Source organism: Paenibacillus marchantiophytorum (assembly GCF_014640555.1).
Lineage (GTDB): Bacteria > Bacillota > Bacilli > Paenibacillales > NBRC-103111 > Paenibacillus_E > Paenibacillus_E marchantiophytorum.
In genome coordinates this window covers 286,295-308,650 of sequence record NZ_BMHE01000003.1, presented here as the reverse complement: position 1 = coordinate 308,650, position 22,356 = coordinate 286,295, and the positions used below count along the sequence as shown (strand labels likewise).

Sequence of the window (22,356 nt, the reverse complement as noted above, 5' to 3'; positions counted from 1 at the left end):
TAACTGTGCTATAATTTGTTGAAAAAGGTGAAGGAGATCACATGCCAACCGTCATAGATAAAATTGCATGGATACACATTGCTAATGGTCACATATTAACAGCAAGATCCAAAGGGAAAAACACGTGTTACCTGCCTGGTGGCAAAAGAGACCCAGGGGAAACCGACAGCGAAACGCTTGTAAGAGAAATACAAGAGGAGCTAACCGTGCAGATAAAACCGGAAACTATCAAGTTGTTTGGGGCATTTGAAGCCCAAGCGCATGATAAATCAGAAGGTGTTACAGTGAAGATGTCCTGCTATACCGGAGAATTTGCAGGGGGACTAAGTCCTGCATCGGAAATTGAAGATTTGGTATGGTTAAGTTACGCGGACAAAGATCGCGTTTCCGTTGTGTGCCAGCTTATTTTTGACAAGTTGTATGAGATGGAGTTACTCATTTGAGACCAAGAGGGCAGCCTAACGGCTGCCTATTTACATAGAGTCTGACAGAGTCAGATTCGTTAGTTTTAATTTCAAAGCTAAGTTATCGATATGATCCTTAACTTCACGCCAATTCGAAGCGCGTAGAACCGAATCATGCCGCACGGATAGATTATAGGGTTGTTCATATAAGATTACAGACTTATTGGATCGGGCAAACTCTTCCGCATAGTGCGGTCCATCATCAATCAGCACATCAACCTTGGCGGAAATACATTGCTCAAGTTTGTTTTCAACAAGGGCGATTTGGTGATAGTTAACGTTATGATGCTTCAACCAGTCCAGGGTAACCTGGCGGAAAAGCTCTGGGCGCGCTGTAATAATCGAGATCTGGTGATGTTGAAAGAGTTGTTGGATCATCTCTACAGCCATTGGAAAAGGGGGAGAATGCCAGTGAATGTCGTGACCATATTGATGATAAATGGCATCACGTTCGGCTCGATTCCAACCATATAGACGATAGATATAGAAATCATTAACGTCTTTGTCCGTAAAGGATTGCCCGGAGGCTATATTATAGTATTTTAAATGAGTTGAAGTGGCGTCGAGAATCGTATTATCTAGATCAATGCCAATATGCATAAGCTAACACCTCCAAGGATTTTGGCGAATCATTTGAATAAAGTTTCTGACAGAAGCCGGTAGCGTTTCATTTTTTCGCGTACAAATGGCTATGGTGTTTTCTAATTGGATGCCTTCCACATAAACACGACTTAATTCCCCGCGTTCGACGTATTCGCGTACAACTAGAGAAGATACAAAGTTTGCTCCATAACCAGCGATTACAGCTTGAATTGCTTCCTGCAAACCATTAAATTGCAAAGAAATTGTAGGGGAAGGCAGATTGTAGGTCCGGCATAAGGATAACAAGCGTTCCCTTGTTGAACTGCCTACTTCCCGCATGACAAATGGTTCTGTCATCATATCACGCAATGAAATATGCTGATTGGCAAAGCGGTGCTGCGGAGATACGACAAACCACAATTGGTCTTGAAATAATTCATCGGTTTGAATCGTCTCTGGGTAAGATTCGGGTAGTCCGCCATAAATGGCGATATCAACATCAACATTGAGGAGCTGTTGAAGAGCATCACTGGAGTTTGTCGTTGTAATTATCATCTCGACACGGTCATAGTGCTGCTTGAACTTGGCAATCCATGTAGGAATCAAGTAATGAGCGGGTAAATACGTGGCTGCCAGACGAATGCTGCCATTCGTTCCATTGCGATAATCCTGTACAAATTGTTCAATTTGTTGTTCTACAGAAAATAATCTTTTGGCAAGCACAGCGAGTTCAGCGCCAGCATCGGTCAACCGGATGCCTCTTCCGTCAGGCTCAAAGAGGGTTAGATCCAACTCTTTTTCAAATTTTTTAATTTGCGCGGTTATGGCTGGTTGACTGATGAGCAAGCGTTCAGACGATCGAGTCACACTCCCAGTCGTTGCAATCATGTGGAATAAACGAAGCGCATGCAAGTTCATGGAATAACTCCTTTGTAACCAATCATATATTAAATATATGGTTCGTGAATTAATATATATTATATTTATAAGTATAACGCGTATACACTATCCTTAGAAGTTAAAAAAAGGAGTAGTGATGGATATGAGCGCAGCGATTACTTGGAATAAGGTCGATCAGTATGTAACAGAGAAACTAATCCCACATGACACCGTGTTGGAACAGGTTTTGGAGGCGAATCACAATGCCAGCCTTCCGCCGTATGATGTTTCACCCACGCAAGGCAAGTTTTTGAACTTGCTTGTCCAGATGAAAGGAGCCAAACGGATTCTGGAGATTGGTACTTTGGGCGGGTATAGTACAATTTGGATGGCCAGAGCATTGCCGGCAGATGGTCATATCGTCACGTTGGAGCTGGACCCGCGGCATGCCCAAGTCGCCTTGGCAAATCTCAAACTCGCCAAAGTGGCTGACAAGGTAGAACTTCGTGTAGGAGATGCCCTGGAACAATTGGCTCAGATGGAAGCGGAGGGGGTCGAACCTTTTGATTTTATATTTATTGATGCAGATAAACCTAATAATCCACACTATTTGAAATGGGCTCTGCAATTTTCACATGCTGGAACAGTTATTCTTGGTGATAACGTCATTCGTGAGGGAGAAATCATCAATGGGCGTACAGAGGACCCTCGGGTAAAAGGTGTTCAATCATTTTACGAGCTGCTAGCCGAAGAATCCAGAATTACGGCGACAGCCATTCAAACGGTGGGAAGTAAGGGGTATGATGGTTTTGTTATCGGAATTGTTTACTAGTTAAGCTTAGTATGATACAAAAAGAAGACAAGAATAAAGGGATATGATCTTGTGGATCACATCCCTTTTTTTGAAAGGTGGAAGCTGCATATGAGATGGATCATAGTCGGAGTCATCCTGATTGCCGTCGCAACGCTTATTTACCGGATGCAAGTCAAGAAGAAAGCGACCTCACGAGCGCAAAGAGTCGTGCAAATGTCAGCGCACAGAAAAAAAGCGACAAAGTTGAGGAACCAGCCATGTTCCTTCTGTCGCAAAAAATCAGCTAAACTTTCCTATTACTCTGATGAGAATGGGAGTGTTGTGGGTGTATGCCAAACATGTAAGCCGCATGCCGAGCGGAGGGCTCTGATGAGGCTATGAGGCTATCGGCGGAGAAGTGGGCAGACTACAATCAATATACATCGGATAAATCGGTGATTCTATTCGATCAATAGGAGTATCGGGTTCATTCTGGGATTCGAGCTGATCAAGTTGGAGGAGAAGGTTGTTCCGGTTTCTTTGCAGCACATCGACAAAAAAATAGAACATTAGACCAATAATCAGAAATAGCATGGCACAGAATTCCAATTCACGCGGCATACGTCGACCTCCTATGAATCATTTTTCATAGATTATCGCAGATTGCCTGAAATGTCGCTCGAAACACGGTGTCGTATTCTTGGTAATTTAGTAGGAAAACTAACCTGCATAAATAAAAAGCTAATTTGAGCTTTGATCAGATTTTTTCTTTTAATGAAGATTAGAAAAAGCGTGATGTTTTATGCATGAATTGGAAGGCCAGAAGGATCGAAAGGATGGTTAAGTTGGAATTAACGTATTTGAAGACCTTTCGCGAGGTCGCGAAATGGGGAAGCTACACGCGGGCCGCTGAAGTGTTAGGCTATGCGCAATCGAGCATTACAACGCAGATCTCAAAACTGGAGGAATCCTATGGAGCCGTGCTCTTGGAGCGATTGGGAAGAGGAATGAAGTTGACCATTGCCGGAGAAGCGCTGCTGCATTATGCGAATGATATCCTGAGGCTCCATGAGGAGTCCAAGGAAGTCGTGTCCCAGCAATCCAAAGGCGTTCTTACAATTGGCACGATTGAAACCTTGGCGGCATTCTTTCTACCCCCGTATCTTCAAAAGTACCGTCAGCTTTTTCCTGATATGAATGTCATGATTCAACCAGCCAATGAGCCATCTATTATTGATTTAGTGAAAGACGGCACGATCGATGTTGGTTTTATCCTGGATCCCCCCTTTCAGGATCCTGAGCTGCACAGCTGCAAGTTAAGGGAAGAAGAACTAGTCATTATTACGAATCCGAATCACAAGTTCGCAGGGAAGAGCGAGATTCAGATTTCGGATCTCCAGGGCGAATCTCTGATTCTGACCGAAGATGGTTGTACCTATCGTGCTATGCTGCTGCAAACGTTGAAAAGCAACCAAATTAATTTCTCTTTATCTTATGAATTCGGCAATCTGGAAGCCATTAAACAATGTGTAACGTATGGCCTGGGTATTGCTTTGCTGCCACGAATTGTAGCCGCTTCCGATATCGCCAAAGGTCAAGTCATTGCACTTCCGCTAATTCACCCTCACTTTAAATTTTACACCCAGCTTATCTATGCCAAGAAAAAATGGCAATCCAAGGCCTTTCTTGGCTTTTTGGAACTTATCAACGGAAGCCATCTATCGGAATAAATGAAGTTGGGTATCGATTTCTATCGATAACTCCATGGTTTAGCGCTGTGCTATAGTGATTTCAAGGCATTCAAGCTTAATATCACAAACCAAATGGAGGTTACACCTATGGAAAATCAAACGTTATTTTCGCTCGTTCTAGAAACACCTGCTGCTTCGCCAGAGGCTGCGCATAGGCATTTTAGCAACAAATTAGCAGTAGAGACCGATGTCGCTGATGTTCGTAATGATTTGCAGCGAGGGGTCGACAGCTTCGTGCTTATAGATGTAAGGAGCTCGAAAGCCTATGAAGAGTGTCATATTCCTGGCGCCATTCATTTATCTTCGGACCAAATCAATGAGACTTCTACGTCATCTTTTTCCAAAGAAAAAGTGATCGTTGTCTACTGTTGGGGACCGGCTTGTAACGGAGGCACCAAAGGGGCTGCGCGACTTGCGGCGCTGGGGTTTCAAGTAAAAGAGATGATCGGCGGGATTGAATACTGGCGCAAAGAAGAAAGCGGTATCGTAACAATGAACAAGGGAGAGGATTGACTACATGCGCACAATAAAAGTGTACCATTACGATGCGTTCAGCCGTATTCCCAACATGGGCAACTCGGCTGGAGTCGTGCTGAATGGCGATCATTTGACAGAAGAACAGATGCAGCAGATCGCAGCGAAAGTTGGGTTTAATGAAACGGCTTTCCCCATGAAGTCTGAAAAAGCAGATTGGAGAATTCGCTTTTTCACGCCAGGTCATGAAATTAATCTTTGTGGTCATGCGACAATGGCAACCATCTATGCCTTGCAGACGAGAGGTTTATTAGGAGATCAAACTTCGCTCACGATTGAGACGAAAGCAGGGATATTGCCGATTCGTTTAGCGATAACGGAAGACATTGCCATCACCATGAGGCAGGCTGCCCCGGAATTCCGGGAATTCCAAGGTAGTCTTGAAAAACTTGCTCATTCCATGGGGATCGAAGGGGAGGATATCGAGCAAGACCTTCCTACCTTGTATGGGAGTACGGGGGCATGGACCTTATTAATTCCAATAAAAAAGCTAGCAGCTTTTAGACGAATGAAGCCCGATAATAAGCGCTTTCCAAGTATACTGAAGGAAATGCCTAGAGCGTCTATTCATCCATTTTGCCTGGAAACCTATGATTCCAATGCTCATATGCATGCTCGCCACTTCTCTTCACCATTCTCAGGGACCGTTGAGGACCCTGTTACAGGTACAGCATCAGGCGTGATGGGAGCCTACTACACAAGATATATGAACAAGAATGCGGATACTTCTGTAGAACTTATCATTGAGCAGGGCCAGGAAATTGAGAGGGACGGTAGAGTTGGGGTAAAAGCGATCCATCCTGATGTGATTGAAGTTACGGGTAACGCCGTATATGTAAGTGAATTTGAAGTGTCGATAGAGGGTTAGGTAATACAGCAGCTTACAGCCGTAAGCATGTTTCATACAAAGTGAGATTCGGTCAGCATGACTTCCTCCAATTGAATACGCAGCTCCTCCGCAGGAAAATATAGTGAGGAAAACGAGACAAGTGGGGATAGTATTGTTAAAAAAAGCGAAATGTGGCAGTATAGAAGCAATAATAGATCAGCTTATCTTACACAGATTGAGGAGAATTTACGATTATGTCAGATTTACCAAATTGCCCGAAATGCAGCTCCGCTTATACCTACGATGATGGAAGCCAATTGGTTTGTCCAGAATGCGCGCACGAATGGTCACTGGAATCAGGAGCAGATCAAAGTGAAGCAACAAAAGTAGTGAAAGACGCCAATGGCAATATCCTGACTGATGGTGATACAGTCACCGTCATCAAAGATTTGAAAGTCAAAGGCAGCTCATTAGTCGTGAAAATTGGCACAAAAGTGAAAAACATTCGCTTAGTTGAGGGCGATCATGATATTGATTGCAAGATTGATACTTTTGGCGCGATGAAATTAAAGTCTGAATTTGTTAAAAAGGTGTAACGGCAGTTCGAGGATTTAAGATGTGAAGTCGCTGTGTCAGCGGCTTTTTTGGTTTGCATTCGTTTGGGGGTTTGGCTCCATAGGGATGGTAGATCCTCTAATTCACCTGAAATCATGCAATTAGAAATATGGATCCTACAGTTTGGAACTTATGACAAAGGAGAAATCAGGTTTCTCGCGAATAGTAGTAAGTCGTAGCGAGTAAATGAATAGTCACTATATACATAAACATCATTTCTAGGAGGGTAATAATGAAGCAAAAGTTCAGCGCCTTAATTGAGAAAAAAGTGACATGGCTGGAACTTTTCTATGATCTGCTGTTTGTAGCAGCTGTTTCCAAGGCGAGCCATGTCTTGCTGCATGTCGATGATGGCATTATTCCGACGGAGTATTTGCTCAAATTTGTTCTCATCTTCGTCCCAATTTGGTGGGCCTGGGTGGGCCAGTCGCTTTTTGTGAATCGGTATGGACAAGATATTTTGTCGCATCGTGTATTTCTGATTTTGCAATTATTTTTTGTGTTAATCATGACAGCAAGTTTATCCGTGGATTTTGATCAGTATTATGTGCCATTTCTAATTGGATATATCGGTTTAAGAGCGATGACAGCGATACAATATTTATCCGTTCATAAAAAAGAAGACGCACACCGCAGAGATACAGCCCGCTATCTGGGAAGTCGGTTTTGGATAGGGCTTGCGATCTCAGCGTTATCCCTATTCTTTGATTCATGGATTCGTTACGCGGTCTTGTATACAGGGATTATCGTTGATATTTTACTCCCGCTGATCGGGCGCAAATTGTTGGTGAAAAGTCCAATTAATACGCATCACTTATTGGAACGCTTCTCGTTATTCACGCTCATCCTCTTAGGTGAATCAGTCATAAGTATTCTCGCCGTCTTGCAATCTAGCGCATGGACCTGGGAATCAATTCTGTTCGCGGCGCTCACATTTATGCTCATCATAGCGATGTGGTGGCAGTATTTTGACAATGTAGAAAAGAAAGTGAACAAAGCGTTAGAAACGGCCGGCCAGACAATCATCTATGGTCATTTATTCATTTATTTGTCCATGTGCATGATAGCGGCTTCGATCCAATTATTATTTTTGCAACAATTAAGTTATTCCTTTATGTTGTTTTTTATTTTTGGGTCTGTGCTGCTCTATTTTTTCTCAACCACACTGGTTTTTCATAAATATAGGCACATAGATCAAAGATTAGGCGTACAACATTTGATTTTCATGTTAAGCCTGCTTTGCCTATTCTTATTGCTGAATTTGTTTGTTGTGGTACCGAATTACGTCATTATCGGCGAATTGATGATTTTCTTTGCTGTTTATACGAAAGTAACAACTTGATTTCTAGCTTCTTATAGCTCAGCTGCGCTGGAATTCATCCAATAAGTTGTTTGAAGCACTGCGATTAAAGCAAAATGTGTCAGGATCGCGAGTTTGAGGGAACTACAGTGCGCTATAATTCCGAAAACCGCTATATTCCACGCCAGAGGGAACTACGATCCGCTATGTCACCATTTCCCGGTTGGAATCAGCAGTTTCCGCTGAAATAGCGGATCTCAGATCCCTTTCAAGCTACGTTTACCCCAGTTCCTGCCATTTAGCGGATCATAGTTCCTTTTCACACGACGATCTCTGTCATTGCAAGGCCCAAAGGGAACTAGGATCGGCTAGATTGCCGAAAACATCTATGAAGACGCTCATCTCCTAGAGAGGCAAAGTCGCTTTTCATAGGCATCTAAAGAAGTAGGCCACTTCAAAGTGCCTCCTTACACGATAATTCGAATTAAAATGAGAGTTACCTAAATAGAACAATGAGGAAAGGGGCAGCAGCCAAGGTTATGAATGCCGTTGTCAGCATGGCAATGCCGGCGACAGATCCCGTAACCGCATCGTATTCAAGCGCTTTGCTGATGCCGGCAGAATGGGCGCTCGTTCCAAGCAAGACACCTCGAGCAACAGGATTCTGAATGCCGCACCATTTTACAATGAAGGGTCCCAGCATAAGGCCTAGAATGCCAGTCATTAATGTCGCTACTGCCGTTATCGTGGGCACCCCGCCGATTAGATTGGAGATGGCTATGGCAATTGGTGTTGTAGCCGAACGAGGTGCCAAGCTGTCCATTATTTCGGCACTCAATCCAAATAGATGCGCCAACCCAGCAGAGGTAACAATCGATGCGATGGCGCCGCAACAGACACTCGTCAGAATAACAATGGCATGTTTTTTCATGACATTATAATGCTTATACAGCATAACTGCTAAGGCAATCGTGGCAGGTTCAATCATTTTACTGAGCCAGCCCGCACCTTCATTATAGGTATCGAAGGAAACCCCTGTGCCAGATATAAGCGCAATTAGGATTATTGGTGTAACCAGCAGAGGGGTCAGATACACTTTTGGGAAATATTGATGTAACTTTTTCGCTCCCCCATAAATAAGGATTGTCGATCCTAACCAACCCAAAGATAACAAGGTATCATTCACTCCGAATTCCTCCTTTGTAATTTCGATACCCATTGCCCCACTAAACCCGAACACATCATAACAGCGATGGTGCTTGCGAATATCGTTATTGTGATCGGTAAACCGCTCATTATGATTAATGATTTGTACTTTATGATGCCTACGGCTGCAGGAATGAAGAACAGCAGCATCTGTGCCAGTAACCAACTCGAGCCGAGCTCCATCCATTTTAGTGGAATTATTTTGCTCTGCAGGAGCGCAAATACGAGTAAAATGCCAAATACACTGGGAGGAATCGGTAAATGAAACCTCTCTACGGTGAAATCCGCTAGTTTAGAAATCGCAACAAAAAAGATAATTTGTATGATGGTCTTGATCCATGTCTGCATAAGTTCATCCATCCCTCTTGGTATGTTAGTATACAGAATGAATTATTATAGGTAAAATGAATATATACCATGAATTACATTCCATTTAGCTATGGGAAGAGGGGTCATTCTGGATATACGTCATTTGCAATATGTACATGAAATTGTTCGTTTAAATAGTTTTACGAAAGCCGCGCAAGCGCTGCATATTACACAGCCGACGATCAGTAAAGCGATCAAAAATTTGGAGGCTGAACTGAATGTAGAATTATTCACCCGGGATGGGAAGCAAGTGAAACTGACGGATGCCGGCCAAGCGATCAGCCATTACGCAGTGCCAATACTTCACTTATTCGATCAACTGCAAGGTGAACTCAAGGATCTGACTTACTTGAATAAAGGAAGTATACGTATCGGCCTGCCGCCAATGGCAGGTGCCAACTTTTTTCCTAGTGTGATCAAGAAATTTCAAGAGCAATATGAGGGCATTACGATTAAAATGATCGAAGACGGGGCTAATAAAATTCAAGAATTCGTTGAAGATGGAAGTATTGACGTAGGGGTTGTGCTTTCGCCCATTCAGGAGGAATTATTTGATTCTTTTTTGCTCGTTAAGGACGAATTAAAGGTCATTGTACCCCTCACACACAAGCTTGCCAGTCAACAGCAAATTGAACTTATTGAACTGAAGAATGAGCGGTTCATCTTGTTTAATAGTGATTTTACGCTGCATGATCGCATTATTACCGCATGCCGTTCGGTTGGCTTCGAAGCCCAGATCGTCTATGAGAGCTCGCAATGGGATTTTATCGGAGAGATGGTTGGGGCAGAACTGGGTATCGCCATGCTGCCGGATACGATCTGTCAATTGCTCAATCCAGAGAAGGTGAAGGCAATTCCATTGTTCAATCCAAGCATACCTTGGCAGCTAATGATGGTTTGGAGAAAAGAAGGCTATCTTTCTTTGGCAGCGAGAGAGTGGATTCGCTTCACGAAAGATATATTTGTGGAATGAGCTTCCTGTTATGTTTGCTGGCATTCGAAAAGAAATGGAAGCATTTACAATGGAAAGGACTATTGCTATCATTACAGTATAGGCTAGCATGTACGACTGCTGCAACTTAATGAAGGAGGCCATTCCTATGACAATTACTGTACAGACGATTCTGGATCATCTCATCGAACCTGTTGGGCCACTTCCATCAACGGTTGACACGCTGAAAAGCGGGCGTTCGGATGCGCAAGTTCGCAAAATAGCCGTTATGTTCATGACAACGTACGCTGCAATTAAAGAAGCGGTTGAGTTGGGGGTTGATCTTATCATTACACATGAGCCTACCTACTACAACCATATGGATGAAGGTAATTGGCTAACTGGGAACTTGGTCTATGAACAGAAGAGGAAGCTTATTGAAGAATCCGGTATCGCGATTTTCCGGCTGCACGATTATGTGCACAGCTACGAGCCCGATGGCATCCTCATTGGCATGCTCAAGGCTCTGGAATGGGAAGCATTGGCGGACCCCGCAGATAGGAATATGCTCCGTCTTCCAGATGGAGAAAAGTATTCTGTGCGCTCTATCGTTGCTCATCTCAAGAGCAAACTAGGCATTGAACATATGTTGGTGGTGGGTGATCTGGAGCAGCCAGTGAATTCCTTGGGACTGTTGCCTGGCGCATCGGGCGGTAGATCCCATATTCAGTTCTTGGGAAGCAGAGATATTGATCTGCTGATTGTTGGTGAAACGAATGAATGGGAAACGAATGAATACGTGAGAGATGCTGTGGATATGGGGCTTGCCAAGGCGCTGATTATAACGGGTCATCAGAAAAGTGAAGAGGCTGGCATGCAAACGGTCGTTAACCGATTGCGTTCATCTTTTCCTGATCTGCAAGTTGAATTTATAGAAAATTCCCTTGCGGTTCAGCATATTTAACGAATTCAAGGGTAGAAATTGAGCGAATGCTAATGGGTATTACTTTGCTCTAACAAAGCATAGGATGCTTTAGTACCATTTATAAAAAGGGAGAGATGGACAAATGTCTTTTTTTGATAAGGTGAAACAAGGAGCGTCAGATGCTGCCAAAAAAGCGCAGCAAACGGTAGAGATAACGAAGTTGAAAACGCAAATTTCAGCGAAAGAGAAAGAAATTGAGAGAACCTATCATCTTATTGGCGAATCGGTCTATGCGGCTTATGTTGCCGGAGATGCAACGCAGTCTGAAGAACGCAGAGCTGATTTATGTGTCGGGATCGATGTGATCAAGCAGGAGATCTCTTTGCTTGAACATAAAATAAGTGAAGTTCGCAATGAAAAAGAATGTGTTTGCGGTAAAGTCGTGGCGGCTGACACCAAATTCTGTTCGACCTGCGGACATAAGTTTTATGAAGCAGAAAGTGAAATCTAGCAAATAGGGACGAAGACAGACTCTAACGAGCTGTCTTTTTTTTGCTTTTTATAACATTGTATTGACTGATCGAGAGGGATGAACTAATATTTACTTAAACTTAACTTTCTTGGATAACGTTTGGGCAACATAGTTGGAAACAGGTAAGAAGCCAAAGGAGCTGTATGTCATGCCTACACTTAAAGATGTCGCTGAATTAGTGGGCGTCTCAATTTCAACAGCCTCTCGTGTAATTAGAAGCGATACCAGCAGGCACATTAATGCGGAGACCAAAGCCAAGGTGTGGGAAGCTGTTCGTCAACTGGACTATACGCCTAACGAGTCAGCTCGTCATTTGGTCAACAAACAGAAGGCTGAGAAAAAGAGGACCAAACAAATCGGCTGCATTATTCAGACGGCCCGGTTGAATGACGATCATCCCTATTACTCACCTATTATTACGTCATTTAATAAGAAAATATTGGAATCCGGTTATTCTTTAGCTTTCATACATACGTCCGATGAACTTGCCGATGATGCGCTCCTGCATCGATGCATTCATGAGATTCAAGTGGATGGGATTATCATTGTTGGAGAAGTAGGTCCAGCCATCCTTGATTATTTGCAAAAGACAGAAGATCTGGCCTTGATTGGGATTTGCACCAATGGGACTGAAATTACGATGGTTGATTATGATCGTATTCATGCAGCTAAATCAGCTGTTGACCATCTGATTGCACAAGGACATCGGTCCATCGGTTTTATCGGAGGTCCTGGACATACCGGCGAACTGAACAGTGAAGAGAGATTCCAAGGGTTTAAATTTGCGATGTATGATGCGGGAATTCCACTACAGAAAGAATGGATCATAGACACAAGGTGGGGCATCGATCTTAGTTATGAGCGTGTTATGGAGCAATTGAAGCAGCCATCACTTGAGCGTCCAACGGCGTTCTTCTCGGCAAGCGACCAGTTGGCGATCCCAGCCATGCGTGCCATTATTGAGAACAATTTGCTAATTCCAAATGAGATCGCTTTCATTTCGATGGACAACATTGAATTTGCCCAATATACGACACCGCCTCTTTCTTCCGTACATGTACCCAAAGTAGAGATAGGTATGACAGCGGCAGCAACGCTGCTGGATATGCTAAGAGGAGAGCAGCCCCAATTGTCAAAAGTACTGCTGCCACATAAATTAATGGTGAGACAATCGTCGTTATTTGACCGCAATTAATTTTTTTGGATGTCTGGATAACGTTATCCAGAATTTGGCGCCAATTTAAATTTGAATCTATAAAGGGGGTGAGTCTTGCTTTCCGGCCGTAACAATTTGACAACGATGTGAAGTATGGACCAAGTTCTCTCACAAAAAATGAAAAAGGGTGATCGCGAAATGGTTAAAAATGCGAAAAAAGTAGTTGCGATTTCAATGCTTATGTCCACTGTGGTTGTTGTAAGTGCTTGCGGAAGTTCGAGTTCAACGGACTCGCCTACCAGCAGTGCGAAAGAAACGGCTGCAGCATCCGGTGAGAAAGTAACCATTTCTTATGGCGGTTGGAGCTTGGACACGATGACGGACGTGATCAAAGCATTTAATGCGAGCCATCCGAACATTGAAGTCAAGGCAGAGAACACACCGTACAAGCAGTATTTCACTAAATTAGAAACGGCCGCACAAGGCGGGACTATGCCGGACGTGCTCTGGATGAACGGTCCGAATTTCATTAAATACGCTGAGAATAACATGTTGAAAGATTTGTCCGATAACATCAAGAAGGATCAGGTCGATCTCAAAAATTATCCAACTTCCCTAATTTCCTTATATAGTCTTGGAGGGAAAAACTACGGGATTCCTAAAGATTATGACACCATTGGATTGTGGTACAACAAGAAGTTGTTTGATGAAAAAGGCATTCCGTATCCGGACGGCACATGGGATTGGGCTAAATTGACGGAAGCGGCCAAGAAATTAACCGATAGCTCCAAGGGTATTTATGGATTTGCTGCACCGATGATGAATCAAGAGGACTACTATAATACGATTCTTCAAGCAGGCGGAAACATTATTTCTGACGATCACAAAAAATCCGGCTTTGACCAACCAGAAGCGATCGAAGGCCTGAAATTTCTGACCGACCTCATTCAGGTACATAAAGTATCGCCAACATTGGCTCAAATGACGGAAACAGCGCCTTCGGACTTGTTTACATCCGGCAAGCTAGCCATGTACTTCGATGGATCTTGGGCCGCTTTCACAATTAATCAAAATGCCGAGATGAAAAACAACGCCGATGTGGCACCGCTGCCAAAAGGGAAGAAACAAGGGGTTGTGATCCACGGTTTGAGTCATGTCATCTCGGCAAATTCCAAGCACCCCAAAGAAGCATGGGAATTCGTCAAGTTCCTTGGCTCCAAAGAAGCAGCAGAAATCGCTGCCAAGCAAGGTGGAGCGATCCCGGCTTTCAAAGGCAGTGAAGCGGCTTGGTTAGCTGCATTCCCGCAATATCACGCGAAAGCCTTTATTGACATGACGGATTATGCAACACCTTATCCGGTCTCGAAGAATACTTCCGTTTGGACGACTTATGAAACAGAAATTTTGAAAAATGCCTGGACAGGTGAGAAACCCGTTGCTGACGCAGCCAAAGAGCTCGGAGCCAAAATGAATCAAGCGTTAGCTGCAGAGAAATAAGTTTTCGGTGCGGAGATTCGAGATTTTCTAACGAATCTCCCTCCCTAATTCATTACGGGAGCGTGAATACTCATGCGAATCAGCTCAAAACGCCGCTCCGATTGGATGTGGGCGTACATCATGATCACACCTTTAATGCTGGGTTTGCTATTCTTTTATATTTGGCCCGTGTTTCAAACTTTTTATTTCTCGTTTACGGACTGGGGCTCTTTCGGTAAGTACACCTGGTCAGGACTTTCCAACTATAAGCGGCTGCTAACGGATCGGGATCTACTCTATGCATTTCGAAATACAAGTATTTATATCATTACGGCTGTGCCGATTGGCATTATCTTATCGATACTTCTTGCGGTCCTTCTAAATCAAAAGGTAAAGGGGTTGTCGGTGTATCGGACCCTGTATTTCTTACCTGTTGTGACGATGCCTGCGGCTGTCGCGATGGTTTGGAAATGGCTGTATAATTCTGATTTCGGACTGATCAATTATGTGCTTGGACGTTTATCCATTCCGGGACCGCATTGGTTAACCGACAATCGAACGGCTTTGCTATCCATTATTATTGTAGCGATTTGGAGTTCCATCGGAAGTCATATGATTATCTTTTTATCAGGGCTGCAAGGCATATCGGTTTCCTATTATGAAGCCGCATCGATTGATGGGGCAGGGGCATTCACCAAGTTCACACGAATTACGCTGCCTTTGTTAACGCCGACGATATTTTTCGTCATGGTAACCTCTTTAATTGGCGCTTTCCAGGTATTCGACTTCATCTATATGATGGTTGGCGATATTGTCATGGAGTCAACACAATCGGTTGTTTTCTTGTATTACAAATACGGATTTTTGAAAAATAGCAAAGGATATGCTTCCTCCATCGCTGTGCTCTTGTTCGGGATCATTATGATCATCACGTATATTCAAATGAAAATTCAGAAGAAATGGGTTCACTACGAATGAGGAGGTTGAGTGTATGAATACCAAATCCTACCGCCAAAAATCACTTCAGATCGGGTTCGTCCATCTTATTCTTGTCTTAGGTGCAGTGATCATGGTCACTCCTTTTATATGGATGTTTCTTACATCGGTCAAAACGCTGGGTGAGTCGACGGCAATTCCGCCTGTTTTTTTTCCGAAATCTTTCCGATGGGACAATTATGCGAAAGTTTTTGTGAACTTGCCATTCTTTACCTTTTACTGGAATACATTGATTACGACGGTTGTTAAAGTAGTTGGGCAATTGATTATTTGTTCCTTAGCTGCTTATGCGTTTGCGCGTATTTCCTTTCCAGGGCGTCATTTCTTCTTCATCCTTATGCTTTCTGTACTCATGGTGCCTGGCCAAGTCTTCTTGATCCCGCAATATATGATTATGAAAGATATGGGCTGGCTTAATTCCCTTACAGCGCTGATTGTGCCTGGCTTATTCAGCGCATTCGGTACTTTCTTACTGCGTCAATTCTTCATGACGCTCCCGCATGAACTTGAGGAGGCAGCGAAGCTGGATGGTTGCAGCCAATTCCGGATTTACTGGCAAATCATGCTGCCGCTGGCCAAATCGGGGATGATTGCCCTGGCCATTTTCACAATGCTATGGTCCTGGAATGATTTGATGTGGCCACTCATTGTGAACAGCTCACCTGATAAAATGGTTCTTTCCGCCGGGATTGCCTTCCTGGAAGGGGAACACAAAACGAACTATACCATCATTATGGCTGGCTCCATGATGGCCATTTTACCGATGATCGTGATCTTTTTCGTTTTTCAACGATCGTTTATCCAAGGGATTGCTTTCACTGGAAGCAAGTCTTGAAGAAGTTAATTTACGAACAGATAAGAAATCTACATACGTAGTCTTCAGGGGGAATTTAACATGCAAAAAGTTACGGCTATCCTGCTTGGGGCAGGAAACCGCGGAGCGCAATCCTATGCACCTTATGCGCTGAATTATCCTCATGAGCTCGATATTATTGCGGTTGCAGAGCCTGATGAAGAGCGGCGTGCAGCGTTCACCGCTGCTCATCAGATCGCGGCTGAGCATGCCTATTCAGATTGGGAACAACTGCTGGCACAACCTAAGCTTGCTGATATCGCCATAATTTGCACACAAGATCAGATGCATTACCATCCAACACTGCAAGCTCTCTCATTAGGCTATCATGTCCTATTGGAGAAACCGATGTCGCCAAGTCCGGAAGAATGCGTAGAGATGGAGCTTATGGCTAAGAAGCATAATCGTTTGCTTACGATTTGCCATGTGCTTCGTTATACAGCGTTCTGGACAGCGATGAAAAGAGTGATTGATGATGGGAAAATTGGTCAAATTGTCAACATTCAGTTGAATGAAAATGTCGGCAATATGCACATGGCTCATAGCTTTGTTCGTGGTAATTGGAGCAATTCGGATACCTCCAGCCCGATGATTCTAGCCAAATCATGTCATGATATGGACATTCTTTCGTATATCATGGATGAGCCCTGCGAGGTCGTCAGTTCCTTTGGATCTCTGATGCATTTTACAGCGGAGAACGCGCCTGCCGGAGCGCCAGAACGCTGTTTGGATGGGTGTCCGGCAGAAGCCACTTGCCAATACTACGCGCCCAAGTATTATTTGGGCACAGGGCGTGGATGGGCAGGGAAATTCACGACGGATACGAGTCTTGAAGGGATTATTGAAGCTTTAGGCACAACACCTTATGGCAAATGTGTGTATCGCAGCAACAATAACGTGGTGGATCATCAAGTAGTGAATATGGCCTTTGCGAGTGGAGCTACAGCGATGTTCAGCATGTGTGGATTTACGCGTGACAATACGCGTATTCTTCAGATCATGGGGACGAAAGGCGATATCCGCGGAAATATGGAAGAGCATGAATTTACCATTCATGACTTTATTACCAATGAGCAAACGACAGTGCGTGTCGAGGCATCCCACGAAGGGCATAATGGCGGGGATGCGGGAATTATGCGCAGCTTCCTTCGCGAAGTTAGATCTTATGCGGGCGGAGAAAGCGAATCATCGGCATCCGTTTCTGTGCGAAGCCATCTGATGGCTTTTGCCGCAGAGGAATCACGTTTGAATGGCGGCAAGCCTGTCAAGATAGAAGAGCTGCATCAGAGATTAGCCGCTATTCATTAAGAAACCAGACGCAAACAACCGAACATGGGTTGCTTGCGTTTTTTCTATGTTTAACGAATGCGAGTAACTTATGTTAAAATGGAAAAATCGGCTTTCGTTCATAGATGAAGAGGTGAAAGATCAGTGTTTCCATTAGCAACGCAGTTACGGCAAGCTCTTCGCATCCGTCCTGCAAATTCTTTAAGACTGGCTCTGAAAAATGGCAAGTTCCTGTATTACACGTTTCTGGCGATTCTGCTTAAATCGCTTTTGCTGCTAGCAGCCTTGCATGCACCGGGTGTTGTAGGTGTTGATATTGGTCACATGTTTTATACGGTACCGCCTATTTTCTCGCACCTTATGATCATCGTATTTTTTGTGGCGATTGGTTTGTTTTTCAAAAGTAAGGTTCGACGATTATATTTGATTGTGTTACATGTGACCATCAGTTTGGTGCTGTTTTGTGATTTAATCTATTACCGAGCGTATGCCGCATTCCTTTCCCTTCGTTTTCTTGAACATCCCGCAGGCTTTAATCCACTGGATTTAAATCTTTGGGGCTTCATCCGGCTGTTTGATTTCTGGTTTCTGATCGATCTAATCTTAATCGTTTGCGTCATGTTAGTGCGTAAGAACAGGAAATTGGGTACCACGAGGCAAAGTTCGCATCGACATCCTGTGCTTGCTGCCCTAGTCATGGCAGCGGCTGTATCGGTGGTTTCTTACGATCATTACCGAATTGATATTAAAGATACGACGAATGGTCAAATGATATTTGCAAGAATGTGTTGGGTGCCGTTCCAAACCATGTCGAACATGTCACCAATCGGTTACCATCTATATGATGGTCTGCGGTTGTTCGGGGACAACAAAGAACATGCATTGGCGCCACAGGAACGGGCGGATGTTCAAGCGTGGTTCTCGCAGCAGGCAGAAAATCTGCCAGATAACGCATATAAAGGAAAGTTTCGCGGGAAAAATCTGATTATCATCCAAGTGGAATCATTGGAAGCATTCGTTCTGAATCAGCAAGTGGCGGGTCAAGAAATTACGCCTAATCTGAATCGGCTCCTGGGCAGCAGCCTCCAGTTTACTAACTTTTATGAACAAGTGAACAATGGCACCAGCTCAGACAGCGATTTGCTGACCACAACTTCTGTGTTCCCTTTGCGGGAGGGCTCCAATTTCTATCGGTATCCAACGAATGCCTACAACACGTTACCCAAACTACTGGAGGGAATGGGGTACCAGACGATCTCTTCGCATCCGGAACCAGCCGGGAATTGGAATTGGGTTGAAGCCCACCATAGCATTGGGTATCGAAAGATCTGGGATTTGAGCCAATTCAATGTGGATGAACAAGTAGGCATTGGTTTTTCTGATGAATCGTACTTGCGGCAATTGAGTGATAAAATCAAGGATCAAAAGCAGCCGTTTCTGATGCATTTTGTAACGCTGTCCTCTCATGGCCCGTTTCATATTCCAGAGGAGAAACAAGAACTTCGTCTCGCGCCAGAATTTAACCAGACAATGATGGGGGCTTATTTCCAGGCTGTGCATTATACAGATAAGCAGATCGGTGCTTTCTTGGACAAATTAGACAAGTCGGGACTTCTTAAACAATCCGTGATCGCTATCTACGGGGACCATACAGGTGTCCATAAATATTACCAAGATCAAATTAATGCGATGGCTGCTATCGAAAAGGAGGAGTGGAGAGCGCCAACCTTGAAGCTGCCCTTCCTTGTTTATCAAAAAGGCTTGCAAGGCGAGATCATCGACCAAGTCGGCGGTCAGGTGGATACCTTGCCAACACTTGCGTATCTGATGGGGGTGGACACACATCAGTTCAGCAGCACGGCCATGGGGAAAAATCTGGTTAATACCCAGCGGAATTTCACCATTCTTAACGATGGGACGCTTGTAGGCGATCAACCTGATGGCAGGGAAAAGACACACATCCTCGATTCATTTAAGATTGCGGATCTCGTACACGAAAGTAATTATTTCGCCAAATAAGCTGGGCCTATCATCTGATTTGCCTAGAATTGAGCAGATACTTCAGAATATGTTCTGACGTATCTGCTCTTTTTATAATTAACCATAGGCAAACGTGATCATTATCATACGAATAATTGAATTGAACTATAAGTCATCTTGTCTTAATGTAGTCAGTAATCAAAAACATAACGTTGGAGGCAAACTACATGAATCATTTGATGAAGCAAGATCCAGCTATCGCACAGTCGATACAGCAAGAATTAAGGCGTCAACGGGACAAAATAGAACTGATTGCATCCGAAAATTTTCTGAGTGGGGCCGTTCTGGAAGCTATGGGTAGTCCAGTGAATGTATCAGGCCGCATGTACAATTTCAAAGAATGATAGTGGCAGCTGGACTGCATCCCAATCCGGTGCCTTATGCGCATTTCGTGACCATAACGACGCATAAAACACTTCGCGGACCAAGAGGCGGCTGAACCCGCATTCCAAGATTACATCAGCCACGTACTGCGCAATGCTAAAATTCTGGCTGAGGCTCTGCAAACACCAATCGTACCAAGGTCATTTCGATGTCGCATGTATCCAACGTTCTGGGCACGGTCAATCCTGTAAAGGAAATTGCCGCAATTGCTCATAAGCACGGAGCACTGCTAGTTGATGATGGTGCGCAAAGTGCGCCTCATATGCTGCAAGCGAAAACTTTTTTCAAGAGCTAGTTTTAACCGTCTCAATTAATTGTTCTATGAACACACGACTTGCCGCACACATATGTTTGTTTTTGCGATATACGATGCCCATAGGCGTCTTTAGCACCGGTTGTTCGATGGGTATGGTTCGGAGCTGTTGATTATTCATATAATCAAGATATGGTTTTGGCAGAATGGTGATTCCGACCCCTTTTGAAACCATGTTGACAATCAAGGAACCTATGTACAGGAACCCGCAGAAATGTTGGGTCGGAGCCAATGGCTGGAACAATCCAATCAGATCTTACTACAATTGCTTGATGCCATGGAAGCCAAGGCCCAAGCATGGAATCGCGAGCAAACTCAGACTTTCGATGAGGCGCCTAGAGGTTCATTTCGGAATATTGGTGATTAAAAATGCGTGGAGGAGGATCACATATGCTTAGCGGAGAGATTCTCTCTTAATATTAGTCAACCGATGAAAGTCCACTATAATAATAAGGAAATTTCTACTGGGATCTATAAATTGACAGTCAACCGCGACAACCTTGTTTTAAACTATCTGTTCGCTACAATGATCCTGAAATGCCGTTAAAAGTTCAAACGTCCGGCTACTCAGGCTTTTATTTCCGTGTTTTGAAGGAAGGAAAGGTCGCCTTAACCGACAGGTTGGAACAAATTTCGGCTCATCCGAAATCCATTACAGTTGCTTTTGCTAACCGGATCATGCATGTTGATAAGAATAATTGGGAAGAAATGCAACGCATTCTAGAAGTCAAGGAGCTTTCGGTGAACTGGAGACAGACGTTTGCCAAACGGTTACTAGGCCATGAAACGGATACGCGTGAGCGATTGCATGGAATTGACTAAAAATGTTTTGACATATGTGTAAAACCACTATACAATTACCACGAAACAACACATGAAATATGTATGAATCAACAAGAAACCAAAATCGGAAACACTTGTTTAGCTAAAAGGAGGAGAACGGATATGGAGGTACAATTCCTTGGAACAGCGGCTTTTGAGGGAATTCCTTCGCTATTTTGCCAATGCTCGACGTGTAAGCAAGCTCGTGAACGAGGCGGTAAAAATATGCGATCACGTACATCGGTGATAATTGATCAAGTGTTGAAGGTTGATTTTCCTCCTGACACCTTATATCACTCGCATCGGTATGGCTTGGATATGAATTCAATCCAGGATTTGCTTATCACGCATTCTCATTCTGACCATTTGTATGCCGAGGATATGGCGATTCGAGCAGAAGGCTACGCGCAGTCCGGGGATAAGGCCATCCATGTATATGGGCATGATCTGCCCTTCCGGCTCTGTTTCCAAGCACTCAATGGGCTAGAGCATAACTACCAGTTTCATCGCGTGCTGCCATTCGTTCCGATTAAGACGCAAACAGCGATGATTGTGCCCTTATTGGCTGATCATGATCAGCTTGAAACATGTCTGCTTTATTATATTGAAAAGGATGGCAAAGCTATCCTATATGGCAATGACAGCGGTTGGTTTCCTGAGCAGACTTGGGCATGGCTCAAGGATAAAAAGTTGGATTTGGCCATACTGGAATGCACAACAGGAAAGAGCTCACATCGCAATAATCATATGAACGTCGATGCAGTCTTGGAAACGAAGGCGTGGATGGAGGCGAACGGTGTTTTGAAAGAAGGCGCACCAGTCCTGGTTACGCATTTCTCACATAATGCTGGCTTGCTTCATGAGGATTTGCTTGGAATTTTTGAACCTCATGGGATTCAGGTTGCTTATGATGGTTTGATTGTTCAGTTGTAGATTTGAGGGAACTCAGGTCCGCTATTTCGGCAAATTGCAGGGATGCGAGGGTACTAGCGGAACTACAGGGTCTTATTTCCGCGAAAAGCGCTGGATTTCCCTCCAAACAGCAAAATAGCGTACTATAGTTCCCTCAACCTCGCGATAATGACGTTTCTGGCTGAAATAGAGGATTGACGTTCACTTATCTCTGTGTGAGGCAGCTGGGCAACTCTTCGGTTGGTTCTAAACATTTTTGAAATGTCAAAAAACCTAGCCAACGGCTAGGTTTTCTAAGATTATGGGCATTGTGATAAATAGGCAAGCTACAAGAGCAAGTTTTTGCTAATTTCGTGACATGAACCTAGAGAATTTTGATCATATAAGCACTTTCAGCTGCCTTATTC

At 43.9% G+C, this 22,356-nt stretch carries 24 protein-coding genes and 4 pseudogenes; 22 read left to right on the top strand and 6 right to left on the bottom strand.

Annotated elements, in window-relative coordinates:
- The first annotated feature begins 41 nt into the window (after nt 1-41).
- Nucleotides 42-443, top strand: coding sequence for an NUDIX hydrolase (locus IEY34_RS05300; protein WP_189008590.1), 402 nt, complete (start codon nt 42-44; stop codon nt 441-443).
- Nucleotides 444-473: 30 nt separating this feature from the next.
- Here IEY34_RS05300 and IEY34_RS05295 read toward each other — a convergent pair whose 3' ends face one another.
- Both IEY34_RS05295 and IEY34_RS05290 read right to left on the bottom strand, forming a co-directional pair.
- Nucleotides 474-1,064, bottom strand: a complete 591-nt coding sequence (locus tag IEY34_RS05295) for a 5' nucleotidase, NT5C type (protein WP_189008587.1) — start codon at nt 1,062-1,064, stop codon at nt 474-476.
- A gap of 3 nt (nt 1,065-1,067) precedes the next feature.
- Nucleotides 1,068-1,964, bottom strand: a complete 897-nt coding sequence (locus IEY34_RS05290; RefSeq protein WP_189008584.1) for a LysR family transcriptional regulator — start codon at nt 1,962-1,964, stop codon at nt 1,068-1,070.
- A gap of 124 nt (nt 1,965-2,088) precedes the next feature.
- Between IEY34_RS05290 and IEY34_RS05285 the strand changes: the two genes are divergently transcribed.
- Entirely contained in the window at nt 2,089-2,757 is a 669-nt protein-coding gene (locus tag IEY34_RS05285) for an O-methyltransferase (protein WP_189008581.1), read from the top strand.
- A 357-nt stretch (nt 2,758-3,114) separates the two neighbouring features.
- On the opposite strand, the gene IEY34_RS05280 is transcribed toward IEY34_RS05285, so the two are convergent.
- Entirely contained in the window at nt 3,115-3,339 is a 225-nt protein-coding gene (locus IEY34_RS05280; RefSeq protein ID WP_189008578.1) for a hypothetical protein, read from the bottom strand.
- 215 nt (nt 3,340-3,554) lie between these two features.
- On the opposite strand from IEY34_RS05280, the gene IEY34_RS05275 reads away from it, so the two are divergent.
- From IEY34_RS05275 to IEY34_RS05255, 5 genes are all read left to right on the top strand, one after another.
- Nucleotides 3,555-4,448, top strand: a complete 894-nt coding sequence (locus IEY34_RS05275; protein WP_229757479.1) for a LysR family transcriptional regulator — start codon at nt 3,555-3,557, stop codon at nt 4,446-4,448.
- A 108-nt stretch (nt 4,449-4,556) separates the two neighbouring features.
- Entirely contained in the window at nt 4,557-4,982 is a 426-nt protein-coding gene (locus IEY34_RS05270) for a rhodanese-like domain-containing protein (protein WP_189008575.1), read from the top strand.
- 4 nt (nt 4,983-4,986) lie between these two features.
- On the top strand, nt 4,987-5,871 hold the full coding sequence (locus tag IEY34_RS05265) for a PhzF family phenazine biosynthesis protein (RefSeq protein WP_189008572.1): 885 nt from the start codon (nt 4,987-4,989) through the stop codon (nt 5,869-5,871).
- A gap of 215 nt (nt 5,872-6,086) precedes the next feature.
- The gene (locus IEY34_RS05260) at nt 6,087-6,428 is read left to right on the top strand and encodes a zinc ribbon domain-containing protein YjdM (protein ID WP_189008569.1); all 342 of its coding nucleotides are present in this window, start codon (nt 6,087-6,089) and stop codon (nt 6,426-6,428) included.
- A gap of 251 nt (nt 6,429-6,679) precedes the next feature.
- The gene (locus IEY34_RS05255) at nt 6,680-7,789 is read left to right on the top strand and encodes a low temperature requirement protein A (RefSeq protein WP_189008566.1); all 1,110 of its coding nucleotides are present in this window, start codon (nt 6,680-6,682) and stop codon (nt 7,787-7,789) included.
- A 454-nt stretch (nt 7,790-8,243) separates the two neighbouring features.
- On the opposite strand, the gene IEY34_RS05250 is transcribed toward IEY34_RS05255, so the two are convergent.
- Nucleotides 8,244-8,933, bottom strand: a complete 690-nt coding sequence (locus tag IEY34_RS05250) for an LrgB family protein (RefSeq protein WP_229757478.1) — start codon at nt 8,931-8,933, stop codon at nt 8,244-8,246.
- On the bottom strand, nt 8,930-9,301 hold the full coding sequence (locus IEY34_RS05245; RefSeq protein ID WP_189008560.1) for a CidA/LrgA family protein: 372 nt from the start codon (nt 9,299-9,301) through the stop codon (nt 8,930-8,932). Before IEY34_RS05245 ends, IEY34_RS05250 begins: the two co-directional genes overlap by 4 nt.
- 109 nt (nt 9,302-9,410) lie before the next feature.
- Here IEY34_RS05245 and IEY34_RS05240 point away from each other — a divergent pair, with 109 nt between their 5' ends.
- From IEY34_RS05240 to IEY34_RS05190, 12 genes and pseudogenes are all read left to right on the top strand, one after another.
- The gene (locus IEY34_RS05240; RefSeq protein ID WP_189008788.1) at nt 9,411-10,295 is read left to right on the top strand and encodes a LysR family transcriptional regulator; all 885 of its coding nucleotides are present in this window, start codon (nt 9,411-9,413) and stop codon (nt 10,293-10,295) included.
- 127 nt (nt 10,296-10,422) lie between these two features.
- The gene (locus tag IEY34_RS05235) at nt 10,423-11,217 is read left to right on the top strand and encodes a Nif3-like dinuclear metal center hexameric protein (protein ID WP_189008557.1); all 795 of its coding nucleotides are present in this window, start codon (nt 10,423-10,425) and stop codon (nt 11,215-11,217) included.
- A 103-nt stretch (nt 11,218-11,320) separates the two neighbouring features.
- Nucleotides 11,321-11,689 (top strand): hypothetical protein, encoded by a 369-nt coding sequence (locus tag IEY34_RS05230; RefSeq protein WP_189008554.1) that lies wholly within the window; start codon nt 11,321-11,323, stop codon nt 11,687-11,689.
- A gap of 169 nt (nt 11,690-11,858) precedes the next feature.
- Nucleotides 11,859-12,905, top strand: a complete 1,047-nt coding sequence (locus IEY34_RS05225; RefSeq protein WP_189008551.1) for a LacI family DNA-binding transcriptional regulator — start codon at nt 11,859-11,861, stop codon at nt 12,903-12,905.
- A 159-nt stretch (nt 12,906-13,064) separates the two neighbouring features.
- On the top strand, nt 13,065-14,363 hold the full coding sequence (locus IEY34_RS05220) for an ABC transporter substrate-binding protein (protein ID WP_189008548.1): 1,299 nt from the start codon (nt 13,065-13,067) through the stop codon (nt 14,361-14,363).
- A 72-nt stretch (nt 14,364-14,435) separates the two neighbouring features.
- On the top strand, nt 14,436-15,320 hold the full coding sequence (locus IEY34_RS05215; protein ID WP_189008545.1) for a carbohydrate ABC transporter permease: 885 nt from the start codon (nt 14,436-14,438) through the stop codon (nt 15,318-15,320).
- A 13-nt stretch (nt 15,321-15,333) separates the two neighbouring features.
- Nucleotides 15,334-16,173: a carbohydrate ABC transporter permease gene (locus tag IEY34_RS05210; protein WP_189008542.1), complete on the top strand. Its 840-nt coding sequence runs from the start codon at nt 15,334-15,336 to the stop codon at nt 16,171-16,173.
- A gap of 60 nt (nt 16,174-16,233) precedes the next feature.
- Nucleotides 16,234-17,499 carry a Gfo/Idh/MocA family protein gene (locus IEY34_RS05205; protein ID WP_189008539.1) on the top strand — a complete coding sequence of 422 codons (1,266 nt, stop codon included), beginning with the start codon at nt 16,234-16,236 and terminating at the stop codon, nt 17,497-17,499.
- 123 nt (nt 17,500-17,622) lie between these two features.
- Nucleotides 17,623-19,497 (top strand): LTA synthase family protein, encoded by a 1,875-nt coding sequence (locus IEY34_RS05200; protein ID WP_189008536.1) that lies wholly within the window; start codon nt 17,623-17,625, stop codon nt 19,495-19,497.
- A gap of 188 nt (nt 19,498-19,685) precedes the next feature.
- Entirely contained in the window at nt 19,686-19,862 is a 177-nt protein-coding gene (locus IEY34_RS05195) for a hypothetical protein (RefSeq protein WP_229757477.1), read from the top strand.
- Nucleotides 19,862-19,954, top strand: a pseudogene (locus IEY34_RS37695) (hypothetical protein); the annotation flags it as partial. The gene IEY34_RS05195 and the pseudogene IEY34_RS37695, both read left to right, overlap by 1 nt.
- 63 nt (nt 19,955-20,017) lie before the next feature.
- Nucleotides 20,018-20,167, top strand: a pseudogene (locus IEY34_RS05190) (aminotransferase class V-fold PLP-dependent enzyme); the annotation flags it as partial.
- Nucleotides 20,168-20,186: 19 nt separating this feature from the next.
- Here the strand turns inward: IEY34_RS05190 and IEY34_RS05185 are convergent.
- Nucleotides 20,187-20,399: pseudogene (locus tag IEY34_RS05185) on the bottom strand (LysR family transcriptional regulator substrate-binding protein); the annotation flags it as partial.
- 30 nt (nt 20,400-20,429) lie between these two features.
- On the opposite strand from IEY34_RS05185, the gene IEY34_RS05180 reads away from it, so the two are divergent.
- From IEY34_RS05180 to IEY34_RS05170, 3 genes and pseudogenes are all read left to right on the top strand, one after another.
- The gene (locus IEY34_RS05180) at nt 20,430-20,582 is read left to right on the top strand and encodes a hypothetical protein (RefSeq protein WP_189008800.1); all 153 of its coding nucleotides are present in this window, start codon (nt 20,430-20,432) and stop codon (nt 20,580-20,582) included.
- 116 nt (nt 20,583-20,698) lie between these two features.
- Nucleotides 20,699-21,037 (top strand): annotated as a pseudogene (locus tag IEY34_RS05175) (3-alpha domain-containing protein); the annotation flags it as partial.
- A gap of 123 nt (nt 21,038-21,160) precedes the next feature.
- Nucleotides 21,161-21,970, top strand: a complete 810-nt coding sequence (locus IEY34_RS05170; RefSeq protein ID WP_189008530.1) for an MBL fold metallo-hydrolase — start codon at nt 21,161-21,163, stop codon at nt 21,968-21,970.
- Nucleotides 21,971-22,356: the final 386 nt, after the last annotated feature.